At 37.8% G+C, this 16,867-nt stretch carries 17 protein-coding genes; 2 read left to right on the forward strand and 15 right to left on the reverse strand.

The window, feature by feature from the left end; all coding sequences use genetic code 11:
- Positions 1–65: 65 nt before the first annotated feature.
- Both FS486_RS06835 and FS486_RS06840 read right to left on the reverse strand, forming a co-directional pair.
- A complete protein-coding gene (locus FS486_RS06835; protein WP_144510561.1) occupies positions 66–1,256 on the reverse strand; it encodes an MFS transporter in 1,191 nt (396 codons plus the stop codon).
- A 1-nt stretch (position 1,257) separates the two neighbouring features.
- Positions 1,258–1,701, reverse strand: a complete 444-nt coding sequence (locus tag FS486_RS06840) for a MarR family winged helix-turn-helix transcriptional regulator (RefSeq protein ID WP_260858040.1) — start codon at positions 1,699–1,701, stop codon at positions 1,258–1,260.
- A gap of 173 nt (positions 1,702–1,874) precedes the next feature.
- Here FS486_RS06840 and FS486_RS06845 point away from each other — a divergent pair, with 173 nt between their 5' ends.
- Positions 1,875–2,315 carry a peptidylprolyl isomerase gene (locus tag FS486_RS06845; protein ID WP_142641837.1) on the forward strand — a complete coding sequence of 147 codons (441 nt, stop codon included), beginning with the start codon at positions 1,875–1,877 and terminating at the stop codon, positions 2,313–2,315.
- A gap of 40 nt (positions 2,316–2,355) precedes the next feature.
- On the opposite strand, the gene FS486_RS06850 is transcribed toward FS486_RS06845, so the two are convergent.
- The 11 genes from FS486_RS06850 to FS486_RS06900 all read right to left on the reverse strand — a co-directional run bounded on the left by FS486_RS06850 (position 2,356) and on the right by FS486_RS06900 (position 10,919).
- Positions 2,356–2,589: a hypothetical protein gene (locus tag FS486_RS06850; protein ID WP_260858041.1), complete on the reverse strand. Its 234-nt coding sequence runs from the start codon at positions 2,587–2,589 to the stop codon at positions 2,356–2,358.
- Positions 2,589–2,909, reverse strand: coding sequence for a YbjQ family protein (locus FS486_RS06855; RefSeq protein ID WP_144510562.1), 321 nt, complete (start codon positions 2,907–2,909; stop codon positions 2,589–2,591). The genes FS486_RS06850 and FS486_RS06855 overlap by 1 nt, the downstream gene beginning before the upstream one ends.
- 40 nt (positions 2,910–2,949) lie before the next feature.
- Positions 2,950–4,056 (reverse strand): DUF1648 domain-containing protein, encoded by a 1,107-nt coding sequence (locus FS486_RS06860; RefSeq protein ID WP_144510563.1) that lies wholly within the window; start codon positions 4,054–4,056, stop codon positions 2,950–2,952.
- The gene (locus FS486_RS06865) at positions 4,056–4,442 is read right to left on the reverse strand and encodes a GntR family transcriptional regulator (protein ID WP_144510564.1); all 387 of its coding nucleotides are present in this window, start codon (positions 4,440–4,442) and stop codon (positions 4,056–4,058) included. Before FS486_RS06865 ends, FS486_RS06860 begins: the two co-directional genes overlap by 1 nt.
- 196 nt (positions 4,443–4,638) lie before the next feature.
- Entirely contained in the window at positions 4,639–5,943 is a 1,305-nt protein-coding gene (locus tag FS486_RS06870) for a D-serine ammonia-lyase (protein WP_144510565.1), read from the reverse strand.
- Between the two features lie 16 nt (positions 5,944–5,959).
- Positions 5,960–6,406 carry a GNAT family N-acetyltransferase gene (locus FS486_RS06875; RefSeq protein WP_144510566.1) on the reverse strand — a complete coding sequence of 149 codons (447 nt, stop codon included), beginning with the start codon at positions 6,404–6,406 and terminating at the stop codon, positions 5,960–5,962.
- A 216-nt stretch (positions 6,407–6,622) separates the two neighbouring features.
- Positions 6,623–7,579, reverse strand: a complete 957-nt coding sequence (gene trhO / locus FS486_RS06880; protein ID WP_144510567.1) for an oxygen-dependent tRNA uridine(34) hydroxylase TrhO — start codon at positions 7,577–7,579, stop codon at positions 6,623–6,625.
- 90 nt (positions 7,580–7,669) lie between these two features.
- Positions 7,670–8,116: a YaiI/YqxD family protein gene (locus FS486_RS06885; protein WP_144510568.1), complete on the reverse strand. Its 447-nt coding sequence runs from the start codon at positions 8,114–8,116 to the stop codon at positions 7,670–7,672.
- A gap of 99 nt (positions 8,117–8,215) precedes the next feature.
- A complete protein-coding gene (locus FS486_RS06890) occupies positions 8,216–9,265 on the reverse strand; it encodes an ABC transporter substrate-binding protein (protein WP_144510625.1) in 1,050 nt (349 codons plus the stop codon).
- A gap of 48 nt (positions 9,266–9,313) precedes the next feature.
- Positions 9,314–10,093 carry an ABC transporter ATP-binding protein gene (locus FS486_RS06895; RefSeq protein WP_144510569.1) on the reverse strand — a complete coding sequence of 260 codons (780 nt, stop codon included), beginning with the start codon at positions 10,091–10,093 and terminating at the stop codon, positions 9,314–9,316.
- A gap of 4 nt (positions 10,094–10,097) precedes the next feature.
- On the reverse strand, positions 10,098–10,919 hold the full coding sequence (locus FS486_RS06900) for an ABC transporter permease (RefSeq protein ID WP_144510570.1): 822 nt from the start codon (positions 10,917–10,919) through the stop codon (positions 10,098–10,100).
- 155 nt (positions 10,920–11,074) lie between these two features.
- Here FS486_RS06900 and FS486_RS06905 point away from each other — a divergent pair, with 155 nt between their 5' ends.
- Positions 11,075–12,382, forward strand: a complete 1,308-nt coding sequence (locus FS486_RS06905; protein WP_260858043.1) for a M48 family metallopeptidase — start codon at positions 11,075–11,077, stop codon at positions 12,380–12,382.
- A 50-nt stretch (positions 12,383–12,432) separates the two neighbouring features.
- Here FS486_RS06905 and FS486_RS06910 read toward each other — a convergent pair whose 3' ends face one another.
- Both FS486_RS06910 and FS486_RS06915 read right to left on the reverse strand, forming a co-directional pair.
- Positions 12,433–15,513, reverse strand: a complete 3,081-nt coding sequence (locus FS486_RS06910; RefSeq protein ID WP_144510571.1) for an AAA family ATPase — start codon at positions 15,511–15,513, stop codon at positions 12,433–12,435.
- Complete coding sequence (locus FS486_RS06915; RefSeq protein ID WP_144510572.1) at positions 15,510–16,676, reverse strand: exonuclease SbcCD subunit D; 1,167 nt, start codon at positions 16,674–16,676, stop codon at positions 15,510–15,512. The genes FS486_RS06910 and FS486_RS06915 overlap by 4 nt, the downstream gene beginning before the upstream one ends.
- Between the last annotated feature and the right edge of the window lie 191 nt (positions 16,677–16,867).

Consider the following 16,867-nt stretch of genomic DNA (forward strand, 5'->3'; position numbering starts at 1 on the left):
CTAATAGTTTTATGTCTTAGCAAAATCACAAAAAGGCTACCCTAAGTGGATAGCCCCTCTGTATGTTATTCGGTAACTAAGCTTGCTTTTTCTTTTCGTCCATGTAAAAAGATGTAAGGGATAATCGTAATAACTGCTAGTATCCCTAAAATGACGTAAAGATTGCTGTAGCCGGTTAATGGAATGATAAATCCAAGTATATAGGGTCCAAAACCAAGCCCCGCATCCAAAAAGATAAAAAATGTGGATGTTGCAAGACCCATTCGATGCGGCGGCGTTAGTTTTACCGCAACAGCTTGAGTGGTAGATTGCATATTACCGAATCCTAGACCGATTAGTACGCCTGCCAATAGTAAAGTAAAACTAGTGTGCGCGAAGCTTAGAATTAGCATTCCTGCACCCAATAATATAAATGCAGGGTACATAATATAGTTTGCCCCTTTTATATCCATCAGGCGTCCGGTAAATGGTCTTGATACTAATACTGCCAATGCATATACGATAAAGAAGAAACTAGCTGTTTCTACTAAATCAATTTCAATCGCGTAAAAGTTGATAAAAGATAAAACACTCGAGTAGCAAAATGCAACCGCCAATGTAATGAAAGCAATAGGCAATGCCTTTGGTTCAACAAAGTTTGATAGTTTGAACCCTTTTGTTTGCTGTACCTTCGTTGTTTTTTCTATTGCAGGCACATATACAAAGAAGGTGGTGATAAAGCTAAGGATTCCTAGCACAAGACAAAATCCAAAAATTACTTGGAAACTTGTATGCTGACTCATATACAGTCCAATGAACGGCCCAATTGCTGTAGCAAGTGTTGCGCTCATACTATAATATCCAATGCCCTCTCCTTTTCTCGTTACTGGTATTATTTGAGCGACAATCGTACCAGTCGCTGTACTAGCTATACCTAAAGTTAACCCATGAAGAAATCGGTTGAGTAAAAGAAAAGATAGTCCAAGGTTCACGAAATATAACGACGTTGTTATCGTAAATAAAATTAGTCCTATATATAAAGTTTTTTTGCGACCAATCACGTCAATAATACGTCCGATGAAAAGACGCCCGATTAAAGTACCGATAATAAAAATCCCTGTTACTAATCCAGCTTGACTAGTAGAGGCATCAAATTCATTCACCGCGTATACTGCAATCGTCACCATCAGCAAATAAAAAATTAATGTTAATAAAAAGTTAATGGATGATACGACAATAAAGTCCTTTGTCCATAGCTTACTTTTAGTTGAATCCATTTTACTTGTCTCCTCTCTCTAAAATATTGTGTCGAATTTCTCCCATGAGTTGAATTGCTCTTAATTGTTCTTCTTCAGAAATTCCTTTTAAAATACTTTCTTCGTATGCATCAACCGTAACCCGAACATTTTCATATACTTCTGTGCCAAGTGGCGTTAGTCGCATTCTTTTTTCACGCTTATCTTTGCTAGGCAACTGCTCCACATAGCCAAGTTCCTCTAAACGATTGATCGTTCTTGTTACAGTAGGTTTTTCCACGCTTTGATAATGAGAAAGTTCGACGAGTGTCGAAGATCCGTTATTGAATAGGTAAAACAGTATGGACCACTGAGCTCTATATAAATCGTGTTTTGCTAATTCGATATTTAAATGATGTTCAAAAGGTCGGTACAGTAGCAAAAATTGATGAAAGAAATCTCGATATGTAGTAGAAATAATAACCACTCCTCATTAAAATTAGTTATCTTGAGTAATAGTTAACTAAGGTAACTATAATAGTATAGCAGAAAAAGGATATATTGAAAAGATGTTTTACTTACTAACGCTTGCATCGTTACTATAATTTCAAAATACATGCTATACTGATGAAGGATTTATTTGAAAAAGGAGTGTTTAGAATGGCTAAAAAAGGTTATTTTTTAATGGATTCTGGAGAGAAAATCGAATTTGATTTATTTCCGAATGAAGCACCAAACACAGTTGCAAACTTTGAAGAGTTAGCAAACAGCGGTTTTTACAACGGGGTTATTTTTCACCGTGTAATTCCTGGTTTTGTAAGTCAAGGTGGAGACCCAACTGGTACAGGTATGGGTGGAAGCGGTAAAACGATTAAATGTGAAACTGCTGGCAACCCACACAAACATGAAGCAGGCAGCCTTTCTATGGCACATGCTGGTAAAGATACAGGCTCAAGTCAGTTCTTTATCGTCCACGAACCACAACCGCATTTAAATGGTGTTCACACTGTTTTCGGTAAAGTGACAAGCGGCCTTGAAGTAGCGAAAGCTATGTCAAACGGTGCAAAAATGGAAAAAGTAGAAGTATTTGACGCAGAATAATTTAAAAAGCAGCTTCCGATTAGATGGAAGCTGCTTTTTACTACTTTTCATTTTTATAAAAACGCTCACCTGTTTTGGCATTATAATACACTCTTGTTTTTTCACCTGTAACAGGGTCAAGATTAACCTCTTCTGTAGCTGTAAAGTCTGTAGGAACTTCCTTTCCATGATTACGTTTAAATCGCTTGTCATATATAAAGTAACCAAGAAGAATACATACGATTACAGCTATTATTTGTAAGACATATATACCGATGACTATTAGTATCCCCATTAGGCTTTCTCCACAACGACTGCTGTTCCGTACGCCACAATCTCGCTCATGTTTTTACCAATTTCACCAGAATCATATCGCATCATAATAATAGCATTCGCACCCATTTGGTTGGCATTCTTAATCATTCGATCCATTGCTTCTTTTCTTGAATCCTCCAGCATAGCGGTATATTGTTTAATCTCTCCGCCAACTAACCCTTTTAAACTAGCCATAATATCTCCGCCAAGGCCTCTACTTCTTACAATCAGTCCAAAAGTAGGTCCTTTTACTTCAACAATTTTATATCCTTCGATTTTTTCAGTTGTCACTACTAACATACTCATCACCTCCAACTTATTGTACTCCGTTCTTCATCCATCACAGACTAAAAGCTATTCCTATAATGATAAGAATGGGTAGTATAAAAATGACCCAACTAATTAGTCTTCCGAAGTTAAGGGTCCACCCAACACCAAAACGTTTTTCTACTAGAATGCTTGGATCATCTTTGTTAATATAAAAAATTCCACCTTTCCAATACTTATCGTCATCCACAGCAATACGTTCTTCCATAAGAGGACTTTCATCACCCGTGTTTAAACGAGATCCACTTTGCCCAACCTTCACTGCATAAATCCCTACTCCGACAAAGGTAATGACTAGAAAGATAATTGGAAGAGCAAACATTATCCATGCCGAAGTAATTTCTGGGTGAATCGTCTGCAGATGAAAATATCCCATCATAAGTGTTATCGTGATTGTGATGAAGAGCGCAAACCAACTACTATATTTTCGAAAGGCAAGCTGTTGGGATACGGATGTTTTCCTGTTCGCAGGATTAATCTTTGCCCCAGAAAACTTCATCCCTTCACTCATTATCATGAACATCCCTTGCATGACTAGTAAAATGAGTGGTAACGAAATAACACTGAAATATGTTTTTTCACTAAATGCATCCGGCTGTCCTGAAGGACCCCAATGTGTTGGAATCATATCAGGCATTTGGTTATATTTCATGAAGGTGTATATGATTAGACCAACCGTTATAATCATGGGAATGATAAACACAATTCGTGGTAACAATTGAAGTTTTTCTTGGAACTGTAAGTCTACTACCCGCACTTCATTTTTACCGACTGTCCAACCTTGTTCCCCTTTTAGCTTCTTCATTCGAATATGCATTACGAAATAATAACCAATGGATATAAAAATAGTAGTGAATTGAACACCGATACTTATAAGAGCGAGCATTTCCTCGTTTGGCTTTTTCGTCAATGTCCACAATAGATATCCAGCGAGTATCAGTAGCCCCGTGGAAAGAACAACCTTTGTATATCTCTTTTTTAACCGACCAACTGTTTGTTCATGTGCATATTTCTCCGGTACGTAAACACCGAATGCTTCTGTTTGCTTCAAAAATCTTGGCATAAAAGCTTGTAATATCGTGATAAATAAAAGAATGAATCCAAATAAGAAAACAATCATTATTTCCCCTCCCTAATATTTATAGCAAGCTCACGCACCATTTTAACCATATCTTCTTCCGAGAGTTTTAATACTAATCCTTCTGCTACTAGTGGTCGGATTTGATCTGCCAATTGTTGTTTCTGCTTTTCAGATGCTTTTGGTATTCCATTTGGCTGTATGATCACGCCTGATTTTGCGACGATTTGTATAAATTCTTTTTCCTCTAAATAATGATAAGCTTTATTCACCGTATGCATATTCATCCCAAGATCTGCCGCGAATGCTCGGACGGATGGTAAGGAGTCGCCCGGCTTTAACTCTCCCCTTGCTATACCTTCTATTAGTTGCTGCGCTAATTGTAAATAGATTGGCACGGATGAATTGGTTTGTATTTCGATAAACATATTGCTGCCTCCTCTATTCACTTTTGTTCTATCTACAGTGTAACACATTTGTTCTATATTTTGTAGAGCAAAGATTGTTTAGAATGCAGAAAGTTACGATTTTGGGTGTAGATCTTGCGATTACAATATCTCCTCAAAATTTTTTCACTAAAAAAGCCCACTCTCCAAGGAAAGTAGGCTTTCATAGAAAATATACTTAATAATTTAAAAACTGACGACCCTTTTCATAATAAGCTTCTTTTATGTGCCCAGGCACCATTCCCCCACCAGTCGCCCATACGATATGTGTCGCCTTCTTCAAGTCGATATCATTTTTTGTTAGATGGATCGGCCCCAACATTCCAGCAAGCGCAGATGGTTCTAGCTGGATTTTCTCTGTGTCTGTGAGTAAAGAAAGCAATATATACATTGTCTCGTCACTAATCGTATAGCTTCCACTTAAAAGCTGTTCGATTGTTTTCCCGACGAAACCAGATGGGCGTCCCACTGCCAGACCATCCGCGTCTGTTTTATTGTTCAATCCAATCTCACTTACCGCTATTTTATCATGTAAGCCTGTCATCATCCCTAGTAACATACAAGGGGAATTAGTTGGTTCAGCAAAATAACAATGTACATTATCACCGAATATCAGCTTCAACCCAAATGTAACTCCACCTGGACCTCCGCCAACTCCACAGGGTAGATAAACAAATAGCGGATTTTCTGCGTCTACTTTTTTCCCTTGCTCATCCAACTGCTTCTTTAACCTACTCGCTGCAACTGCATAGCCCATAAATAAGTCAATCGAGTTCTCATCATCTATAAAAAAGCATGTCGAATCTCTTTCCGCCTGTTTTCTACCTTCTTCTACAGCAGCACTGTAGTCTGAAGCATATTCGATGACTTCTACCCCTTTGTCACGAAGCATATCTTTTTTCCATTGCTTTGCATCGCTTGACATATGAACGGTTACTCGGAAACCAAGTTTTGCACTTATTATTCCAATACTCAAGCCTAAGTTTCCCGTAGACCCGACTGCGATTGAATAACATGAGAAAAACTTTTTCATTTGTTCATTTGCAAGAACAGCATAATCATCTGCCTCCACTAATAGACCTTCGCGAATTGCAAGTTTCTCTGCAATTGTAAGCACCTCATAAATACCACCACGAGCTTTAATAGAACCGGAAATAGGCAGATCATTATCACATTTTAATAAAAGCTCCCCGTCGAAATTTATATGAAAGAAATCTTGTATCGCAGTTGCCATTGCTGGTATAGCTACTAGTGGAGATTCAATTATTCCTCTTGTTTTCGTCGTTTCGGGAAAAGCAATTTGTAAATACGAAGCAAATCTGTCTAGACGATCACTTGCTTCCTTTACCATTTCGCTTGTCAAAGACACATTTCGTAATGCATCCTCCGTTTTAACTAGATTTGGGTTGAACCAAATTAGTTCTTCGTTTTTTTGTAGTTTTTCAATTAAAGGATATTCTTTGTTCAATTGTTGTACATTCAAGTTTGTAAGATCCCTTCTATTCTAAGCTCAACACATGTGTAGTGTCAGGCGATCGTTCATCAAATGCAAATCCATTTGCTCGGTAAAAAGCATCAGCCTTTGAGGACTCTGTTTTAGTCGTGATTTCGTTGAACTGTCCTTTTGCGTTATCATAAATCACTTTAAACAATTCACTTCCAACTCCTTTTCTACGATAGTCTGGAAGCGTATAAAACCTGTGCAGCCTTGCCGAGTTGTCATCTGTACCTGTTGTATTTCTATTTAATCCACCAATCGCAATTAGATCTGTCCCGTCCCACACTCCGTAAAGTGCTTCTCCTTGTTCACTAAATCGATTCGTACCGTCCTTATATTCTGATACAAGCCTTGATACAAAACGATATCCTTCCTTTTCACTTTCTTGAATTAGTTTGGATACGTCGACTTCTTTCAAATCTGAAATTTTCTTCACTTCGATTGCCATATACGTTCCCCCATTCTAATTATCAATCATCGTTAAAAACGAACTCTATACTACTATTCGATATGTATAAGCAATTCCCCTTTATAAAAATTATATTCACACCTCTATCCTCGTATCCCTCTATTATTACGGTACTGTTACTGGTACTTGGCACCAGTAACAGTACCGTAATAAAAAAATCCCGCGTTGCTTTTGGGCAAGGCGAGATTTTACTTTTTATACGGTTTCTTGAATAACAGCTAATCTTGCTTCTACTTCTTCGTCTGTTAAATTGTGTTCTACGATATAGCGGTTACGTGGATGTACACGGCATTCGTGTGAACAGCTGCGAAGGTATTTATGTTCGTTTTCTTCCGAACAAAGAATTTTATCATTACAGTCTGGGTTTGCACAGTTTACATAACGCTCACAAGGCTCTCCGCTGAAATGATCTTTCCCTACCACTACATGTTCTACTTGGTTGATCGGTACAGCAATACGCTCATCAAATACGTACATTTGACCATCCCATAATTGTCCGCGAACTTCTGGGTCTTTTGCGTAGGTTGCAATACCACCATGCAGTTGAGCAACGTCTTCAAAGCCTTCGCGTACAAGCCATCCTGAGAATTTTTCACAGCGAATTCCACCTGTGCAATATGTTAAGACTTTTTTACCTTCGAACATTTCTCTATTCTCTAACATCCACTCTGGTAAGTCACGGAAGTTGCGAATATCAGGGCGAATAGCCCCGCGGAAATGTCCTAGGTCGAATTCATAGTCATTACGTGCATCGATCACAACCGTGTCCTCTGCTTGCATTTGCTCAAAAAATTCTTTCGGAGAAAGGTATTTCCCTGTCAATTCATTTGGATTAATGTCTTCCGCCAATCCTAAATGAACGATTTCTCTTTTCGGACGAACATGCATTTTTTTGAATGCGTGTCCTTCCGCTTCATCTATTTTATACACCATGTCAGCAAAACGTTCGTCCGCTTTCATCATATCGATATATGCATCGGTTTGTTCAATCGTTCCTGAGCATGTGCCGTTAATTCCTTCATCTGATACTAAAATACGCCCTTTTAACCCAATTTCCTTACAAGCAGCAAGATGTTCTTGCGCAAATGTTACTGGATCATCAATTGGGACATATTTATAGTAAAGTAATACTCTGTATGCATTTGTTTCCATTTTTTACTCCACCTTTTCAAAATTTTGTCCATTTTATAGTGTAACAAAATTACAGGTGGATGTTAACTATTTCGATAGATTTCAAAACAGTCAGTTTTCAATTACAACTTTACACAATTCTGTAAAGCCTTTCTCAAATCTCTCATTGTCTTCTTTTTGACGCTTCTTCGGTCCTCGTAACCGACCTCCTGCTTGTCTGATTTTCTTCGAGATATGGCGACTATCTAACAGCTGGTCGATATTTTCCGTTGTATACCAGCGTCCGTTTTGGTCTATTGCAAATCCTCGTTTCGCTAACACCATGGCGGCAAGTCCGTAATCTTGCGTAACGACAATATCTCCTTTTTTTACTTTATTCACAAGAACAAAGTCGACCGCATCGGCACCTTTAGAGACCATGACCGTTTCCGCACCTTCTCTTTGCATATAATGTGCTGTATCACATAGCAAAGTAACTTTTAGATTAAACTTTTTCGCAACCGCAATTGTTAAGTCTACTACTGGACACCCATCCGCATCTACTAAAACACTCACCATTTTCACGCACCTCATTCATACGTCATTTGACCTCATTGTATTATACTCTTTCCAATAAAGTACAATGTAAGAAAAAAGCGCCCAATATAACCGGACGCTTTATCGCTCGTATGCTCCCAAAATCTCTACTGCTTTTTCGGTGATAGACGTATCAACAGCCTTATCAAAGTCAATATCACCACTAATTGCACCATTAGCTTTATATGCATCGTATTGTTTTACGATATCATCTAAAAACATTTTACCATCTGGATCTAAACCTGTTACAAATACTTTTTCCCATAATGCTGCATCTTTCAACGATGTATGCTTTGTCATAATGTCGATGACTTCTTCTTTGCCTTCTCCTTTAATAAAAGCATCATTGTAATCACGAACACCTTTTAGGTAAGCTGCCATAAAGCGGAGAGAAACATCTTGCTCATCATTCATGAACTTCGGAGATCCAAGGACGAGCGCAATTTGTGATTCCGGAGCATAGTCGGTTGCATCACCAAAACGTACATGAAACCCATTTTCGATACCTTGTGCAATCAACGGCTCAATTTGTAGTGCTGCATCAATTGAACCATTTTCAATAGCACCTAGCATACTTCCGAAATCCCCAAGTAACACAAATTCTACATCGTCCTGCGTCAAGCCAGCGTGTTTTAACATTTCTAAATAAATATATTCGTCTATTGAGTTTTTAGAAGATATGGCAATACGTTTACCTTTAAAATCTTTGTATTCTTTAATCTCATCTTTCATATGATTGCCGATTACGAATGTAAAATACGATTTTCCTGGAACATTATGTCCTTTATCAGCGATGATTTTTACGTCGATCCCTTGCGCTATGGCGTTAAAAAAAGATGCTGTCGATACCCCTCCTGCAATATCTACTTCGCCAGACGCAAGGGCTGGAAGCATTTCGTCACTATTTGCAAACTGTGCAAATTCTACTTCGATATTATAGTCTGCGAAATACCCTTTTTCTTTTGCAATATAAAAGCCAGCTCCAGATGCAGCCCCATCTTCTGCAATAATAACTTTAGTCTTCTTTTCCAGTGGCGCTAAATCTCCTGACGGATTATCTTTATTTACCTCGTTATCTACTCCACTCGAACTTTCCTTTTCCTTTGAACTGCACGCACCTAATAGAAGCATTACGGATGCAAGCAGTATCAACCAACGCTTTTTCACGAATTTCCTCCCTTATCCTCTAGATCGCTGTACTTCTTGTTGTAAATGATTCCATATAATGATGAACTGCTCCGCCATCTCTGCGTTTGCACGCACTTGTTCCATCGTTCGCGGTCTTGGGATAGGTACCTTTATCTCTCTTACAATTTCTCCAGGATGCGCGCTCATTAATATAATTCTGTCACTTAGTAGCAATGCTTCATCAATGCTATGTGTAATAAACAACACCGTTTTTTTCGTTTCCGACCAAATAGATAGCAATTCTTCCTGCAAAATGAATTTATTTTGTTCATCGAGTGCTGCAAACGGTTCATCCATGAGTAAAATTTCAGGGTCATTTGCAAATGCTCTTGCAATACTTATCCGCTGCTTCATCCCCCCTGAAAGCTCTTTCGGATATAGCTTGGAAAAGTTGCTTAGTCCCACTTTTTTTAAATAGTAATTTGTTTGCTTATGAATAAACTCTTTCGGAAGATGTCGCATATGGAGACCAAATGCCACATTTTCTTCTACTGTTAACCAAGGGATAACCCCTTTTTCTTGAAAAACCATCGACTGTAAGGGACGAAAATCTGACTCCGTCGCAATTGTAAATTCACCAGAACTTGGATGCTCTAACCCTGCCAATATGCGTAATAAGGTCGTCTTACCGCAACCACTTGGTCCAACTATACAGACAAATTCCCCTTCTTCTACTTCAAGAGATACGTTTTTAATCGCTGTCACACTATTATTTTTCTTATAAAATACTTTTGTTAAGTCATCAATGGAAATTTTCACGTTATTATTCAATCACTCACCTCCATGGGACGATTTTCTTTTGCAGCCCACGTAAGAAAAGGGAGAATAGAAATCCAAAAAAGGAAATGAGTATTAAACCAACAAACATTTCTTTTAGCATAAACGCTTTGTAAGAAGTCCATATTAAATACCCTATTCCAGATGTGGCTCCCATCATTTCCGCCGCAACTATTGTTAGTAATGCAATCGCCTGCCCCATTTGAATACCTTCTAGCATCACAGGAAGAGCCCCTGGAAATGCAATTTTGAAGAAAAAATCCTTTGGACTTGCTCCATAATTTTTTGCTACATCTAAATGTACTTTTTCTATATTCATAACCCCGGCGACTGTATTTATGACAACTGGGAAAAATACGCTTCCAGCTATTGTTACTACTTTTGAAAAGTCTCCGATCCCAAAGAAAATAATAATGATTGGTAATAATGCAAGTGTAGGTATTGGCATAAGAGCCATCACTATAGGGGAAATGAAGTGACGGATCGGTGCATATAATCCCATTAATAGACCAATTATGATTCCTGGGATTACACCGAGTAAGAAACCTGCCGCGATTCTATATAAAGATACCGATATATGTGTCCATAGCTGACCACTCGCTGCTAGGTCGAAAAATGTCGTTACAATTGCTGACGGTGGTGGAAAAAATCGAATATCAAGTATTCCCGTTCGTGAACAAGTTTCCCAAAGCAATAGTAGAAAAATAGGAGAGATGATCGTCAATAGCTGTTTTGCCCGCTCTTTTACTTGCTGTTTCTTCCATTCTTGTTGTTCCGTTTCATAGGGATCATAGAGTACATTCCCTTTTTCATCGCGCATTTTTCACCACCTCTTCTCAAAATAATATGTCGGGTGTGGGGAATGTGTGAAAGACGCTCTAAACACTTGAAAATATCCTTTTTATTCAATATTTCAATTTGACAAAATACACATAATTTGGTAAGTTTATAAATATTTTTAGGGAGGTTATAAATTTGACGCCAATAGGGTTACAATCTAATAGGGAAATGCCATATTTCGTTATTAGCATTATTTTTAGTTTGCTATTATACATACTCGCTATCGTATCTTTATTCGGGATTGCTATTTTACTAGTTCTGTTCGCTCTTTTGCTGTATGCAAATGTTATTATGCTTGGATCCATTCGTGGCAATGGGATACGTATTAGTGAAAAGCAGTTCCCTGACGTTTATGAACGTGTTGTGTCTTTAGCCGAAAAAATGAACTTAAAGAAAGTTCCTGATGTGTTCGTTATTCATTCGGAAGGTGCCTTTAACGCATTCGCAACAAGATTTTTAGGTAGAAATATGGTAGTTATTTATTCGGAAGTTTTTGAGCTTGCTAGAGAACAGGGAGAAGCAGAGCTTGATTTTATCATCGCGCATGAGCTTTCCCATGTAAAAAGAAGACATGTGTGGAAGAACATTTTAATCATGCCTGCACAGTTTATTCCATTTCTTTCTCAAGCATATAGTAGATCCTGTGAATATACTTGTGATCGGGAAGCGGCCTACTATATACAAAATGGAGTGGCTGCTAAAAAAGCTCTTACGATTCTTGGAGTTGGAAAAAAATTATACACAGAGGTAAACGAAGATGCATATTTGGAGCAAATTCATACGGAATCGAATGTTGCTGTATGGTTAAGCGAAATATTATCCAGTCATCCACTTTTACCTAAACGAATCCAATCTGTTGGAAGCTTTATGCAAATAGAAGGTACACCTAATTACTACTCCAACTCAGGCAAAATTGCTCTTGGTATTGGTGCATTTTTCGGCATTTTCTTTGTTTGTTATTTTGCGGTTATAGCTTTTATTACGGCTGGGGCTTTCACGTATGCAAGTTTATTTTCCGGAAGCGTATTTGATGAACAATCTTCCGAGGAGGATTACTTAAGTACCGATTATTCATTAACATTAACCCCTTTAATGGAAGCTGTTTCAGATGGAGATGAGGAAAAAGTTAGATATCTCCTAGCTAATGGTACTGATTTAGAGGAAATGGATTCGGAGCAGACAACTGCCCTCCATTATGCAATATACGGAGACAATATAGCAATGGTAGAAATACTATTGGAGGCAGGAGCTAATCCAAATACAGTGGATGATTACACGAATGCGTTAACAGCTGCATTGGAAAGCGAAAACTTTGAGATGGCTTCGCTCCTTTATGAATATGGAGCTAATCCAACAATTGAAGACCCGCAAGGCTATACCGCTTTAAACATGCTTAGTGTGTATAGCGAAGAGGAATTTTTAAATACTATTAATAGTTATTAAGAAGAAACACGAGTATAGAAAAAGGGAGTCTAGTAGATAGACTTCCCTTTTTATTTTATGAAAAACTTTGTTTTACTATACCCCTCTTTAAGCTTCTCGACTTCTAAAATGGCCGGCATAGCAGCTTTAAGTTCTGCCACATGTGAAATAACACCAATCATGCGGCCTGACTTTTGTAAGTCAACTAGTGTATCGATCGCTTTGTTCAATGATTCCTCATCAAGTGATCCAAATCCTTCATCAATGAACATAGTGTCAATCCGAATACTTCCTTGGAAGCTTTGGATAATATCTGCCATTCCGAGTGCTAAACAAAGAGATGCATTAAATTTCTCTCCACCAGATAAAGTTTTAACATCTCTTGTTTGACCTGTATATGCATCATACACATCTAGACCCAGTCCACTTTGTTTACCATGGGTTTCTTGACGTTCACTTCGGATTAGTTGGAACTGTCCATTCGACATATGCTTTAACCTTTCATTTGCTGCAGCAACGATTTGTTCCAAATATTCAATTTGAACATATCGCTCGAATGAAACTTTCAAGGGGTTTTGACCTCTTAATATGTCATATAAATCGATTATTCGATGCACATATTGCTCTAAAGCAGCAATTCGTTCACTTGAGGATGCAAGTTTCTCTTCTAAGATACGGCCAGCCTTTTCATATTCTTTCGTACTGTTTAAAGCCGTTAAAGCTTGTTCGTACGTTTCTTTTAACTGTACAAGCTCAGCCTCGAGTGGGACTAGTTCTACTTTCACCTTCGAAGCTAATTGTTCCCGTCGTTCTTTTACTTGCTCTTCTAATGTATGCATCGTTTGTCTATACTCTGTACATTGTTCTTTTAGCAATGTCCGTTCTTTTTCGGTTAGTTTTGCAGCTAAGTATATTTCAGTAGATTCAAACGCAGCTTTTGTTAATGCCTCTTGGAAGTTGATCGCTGCCTTATCTCTTTTTTTCGTGATTTCTTGTTCGGCAGTGACTGCATGCTCAACGGTTAAGCTAGCTTTCATAAATGAATCATTAGCGGCCTTTAACCTTTTTTGTGCTTCTTCCCAAGCATGCTCCAGCTGAGTTCTATATTTTCTTGCGGTAGCTAGCTGTCTTTGAAGCTCCTGTAAGTTTGGTATATGTGCAGGAATGGATTCATTTTTCGATTCATACACTGCTTTTGCTTGCTCGAACAGACTATGTTGTTGTTGATAGGTCATTTCGAGCTGTTTTCTATCTTGTTCCAGTATTGCCAATTTAGCAACATGCTCTTTATATGGTTGCTTTAATAGTAGTAGCTTGTTTTTCGCCGATCGGAGTGCTTTAACATCATCTTGCATAATTTTTACACGCTCATTCAACTGCTCTGTTTGCAAAATACCTATCTGAAGCTCTTCGATCCGTTCAGTAAGTTTTTGAAGTTGTTTTTCAGATGTTTCTTTTTGAGCATGAATCGTTAAGAAACGCGTTTCCTGTTTATTCAATTTTTCTTTTAGTTGTTGTAAGGCAGATTCATCCACAGCTTGCTCATGAGCAGAAGTGCTTATTGGTTCATGCTCTTTGCTCCCACAAACAGGACAGGGTTCACCTGATACTAGTTTAGAGGCAAGAATACTAGCTTGGTTACCCATCCATTTTTGTTCTTCTATAATATATGCATGTTTCATTTCGACAAATGTTTTTTGCTGGTAAGCTTCTTCTTCTATAAGGGAGTTTAGTTCTGTTTCATATGTTTTATATTCTTGGAGTACTGTGAGTTGAGCTTCTAATTCAGTTAGTTTCTGTACGTTTATGTCAAGTGGCTCTACTAACTCTTCAAGCTTATCCATTTCTTCTTTTTGGACAGCACTTTCTTCTTTTACTTTTAAGAAGAATGCTATTTTCTCCTCCAGTTGACTATTTAACAAGCCTGTACTCTTCTCTAACGCATTCATTTCACTTTTTTTCGATTCTAGCTCTTCAAACAAAGGCAACAATCCATGCAGTTGAATAACTGTTTCTACACTTTTTTCACGTGTTTCTTTTTTACTCTCCTCAGTTGCATACATTGCTTCCTCTTGCTTTAGAGCCATTTCTGCTATTGCCAATTCTTTTCTAGCAACTTCAAGGAAATTTCTCTTACTGTTTTTTTCCAACTGCAGTTCCATATAATAGCTTTCAACCGCTTCAATCGTGCTTGCTCGTTCGGCTGCTTCTAGCATGTTTTGCTTATTCACAAACTCTTCCGATTGCCCTTTTAAATTTTCGAGTTTCTGTTCTTTGCCCTCTAACTCTAAAAACTGCTCATTTATAGTCTTAGCTTCATAAAAAGCTGCTTGTTTAGTTTTGTGTGTGTTGTATGCCTCTTTGTAGGTATGTTCGTCTCTTTGAATCTTTTCTTTGTAAAAATTAGTTTCTTCGCTTAGTGCCTCGACTAATTGATACGTATTAAAGCTGCTTGACTCAATCAATTCAAATACACTGGACTCTCGGACGGGAAAAGACGCTAGAATTTGTTCCGTATAACTATTTCGTATCATTTCCTCTTTTTTTAGGTCTGTTTCCGCAGCCACTTTTTTGTCTTTCAGCTTCTCGCTAATCATTTTGTATGGCTCTGTTTTGAATATTTTACGTAAAATCGCTTCTTTATTTTCCGTGTGGGAAGTGAGCAGTTTTCTAAATTCTCCTTGAGGAAGCATAACAATCTGACTAAATTGGTCTTGTGATAAGCCAATTATTTCTTCTACTTTTTTATTGATTTCTGAAATAATTTGTCTTTCTACAACAGGAACCTCTTTTGTTTCTACTACTTGAAAAAATTCATAGCGCTCACCTGTAGCGCCTTTGTTTCCTTTTTTCACATGAGGAAGTTGTCGTAAAATACGATATTGGCGGCCGTTTATCTCAAATAACAACTCGACAGATGTGTGCGCATCGTCTGTTGCGAAATCACTTCGCATCATTTTCGTGTCACGACGATCTTCGCCACTCCCTGATCCATATAATGCAAAACAAATTCCATCAAATATAGTAGTTTTCCCGGCTCCTGTGGCACCTGAAATGACAAACAAACGGTTGTCTTGTAACTTTGTAAAATCAATGGTTTCTGTCATTTTATAAGGGCCGAAAGCAGTCATCTTTAGTTGAAGTGGCTTCATGCTCTATTCCCCTCCTCTCGTTCCTCTACCATTGAGTCCTCTAATACTTCTTTAAAAAGTTTCTCTGTTTCCTCTGTTGGCAAGCTCCCACTTACTTCCGCGTAAAATGCTTGAAACAACGTAAAGTCATCCATTTTTCGTCGGCTTTCCAGCTCTTTACCGTTTTTGTGGATATTGGACTGCAATACTTTTCTTTCTACATGCATTGCATTCGGATACACGGTTCGAATTTGTTCCATTGGAGATATAATGGGTGTTTCATCGAGTAATTTTACAAATACAAAATCTTCACTTAGCTGCTGCTGTAATATATCATTTAAAAATCCTTCTACTGTACGCATATCTCTGTTAGGAGTTAGCATTCTTTTTTCTAAGTTCACTTTCCCATTTCCATCTAATTCAACTATATAAAAGCCTTTTTTATGATGCTCTTCAGAAATCGAATATTTTAATGGAGAACCTGCATATTGAATTGTCTCATTTAACACATAATGTGCCTGGTGCAAATGTCCAAGTGCTGTATAGTGAAAATCCTTGAAAAGTGCAGCTTCCACGTATTCTGCTCCACCAATAGCTAATGGACGTTCAGAGTCACTAGTGTTTTCCTCCTGTTGCCCATAAGGGGTTACAAACGCATGTCCAATGAATACATGTCTTTTTGTTGTATCTAAATTTTTGTTTATTTCTTCTACAATTTTTCTCATCGCTTCTTGATGACTTGTAACGGTTTCATCTTCAAATAGATAGCGTACTTGAGAGGGATCTGTATACGGAACCAAATGAAAATGTACTTCACCGTATTTATCATTTAAAATAACCGTTTTCGGCTCCTTACTTAATCGTCCTACTATATGTAATCCCGTTTCTTGCATTAGTTTACTTCCGAAGTTCAGTCGACTTGGACTGTCGTGATTTCCAGCAATACTTAAGACAGGAGTTTTCCTCTTCAATACAATTTCAGCAAGAAGTTCATCGAGTAGATTGACTGCCTCCATTGGCGGAACTGCTCTGTCATATAAATCACCTGCAATAATAACTGCATCTGGCTTCTCAATATCAATTGCTTCAATGAACTGTTTTAGTACAAAGCGTTGTTCTTCTGTCATATAAACGCCTTGCACTAGTTTACCTAAATGCCAATCTGCGGTATGAAAAAATTTCAATTGAAAATCTCCTTTCGTAATTCATTCGACCAAAAGAACGTTTGTTCTAAATATATCATGATTGACCAGCTTTAGCTATCCTCAATTAATGGGTATTACCCCCAACACGGAAATGATAAATCAATTTTACCAGAAGAATTGTTAGTAAATTATGTAATATTAAAATTATCGTTACAGCAGATTACTTGACA

Source organism: Bacillus sp. FJAT-22090, from assembly GCF_007676755.1.
GTDB lineage: Bacteria > Bacillota > Bacilli > Bacillales_A > Planococcaceae > Psychrobacillus.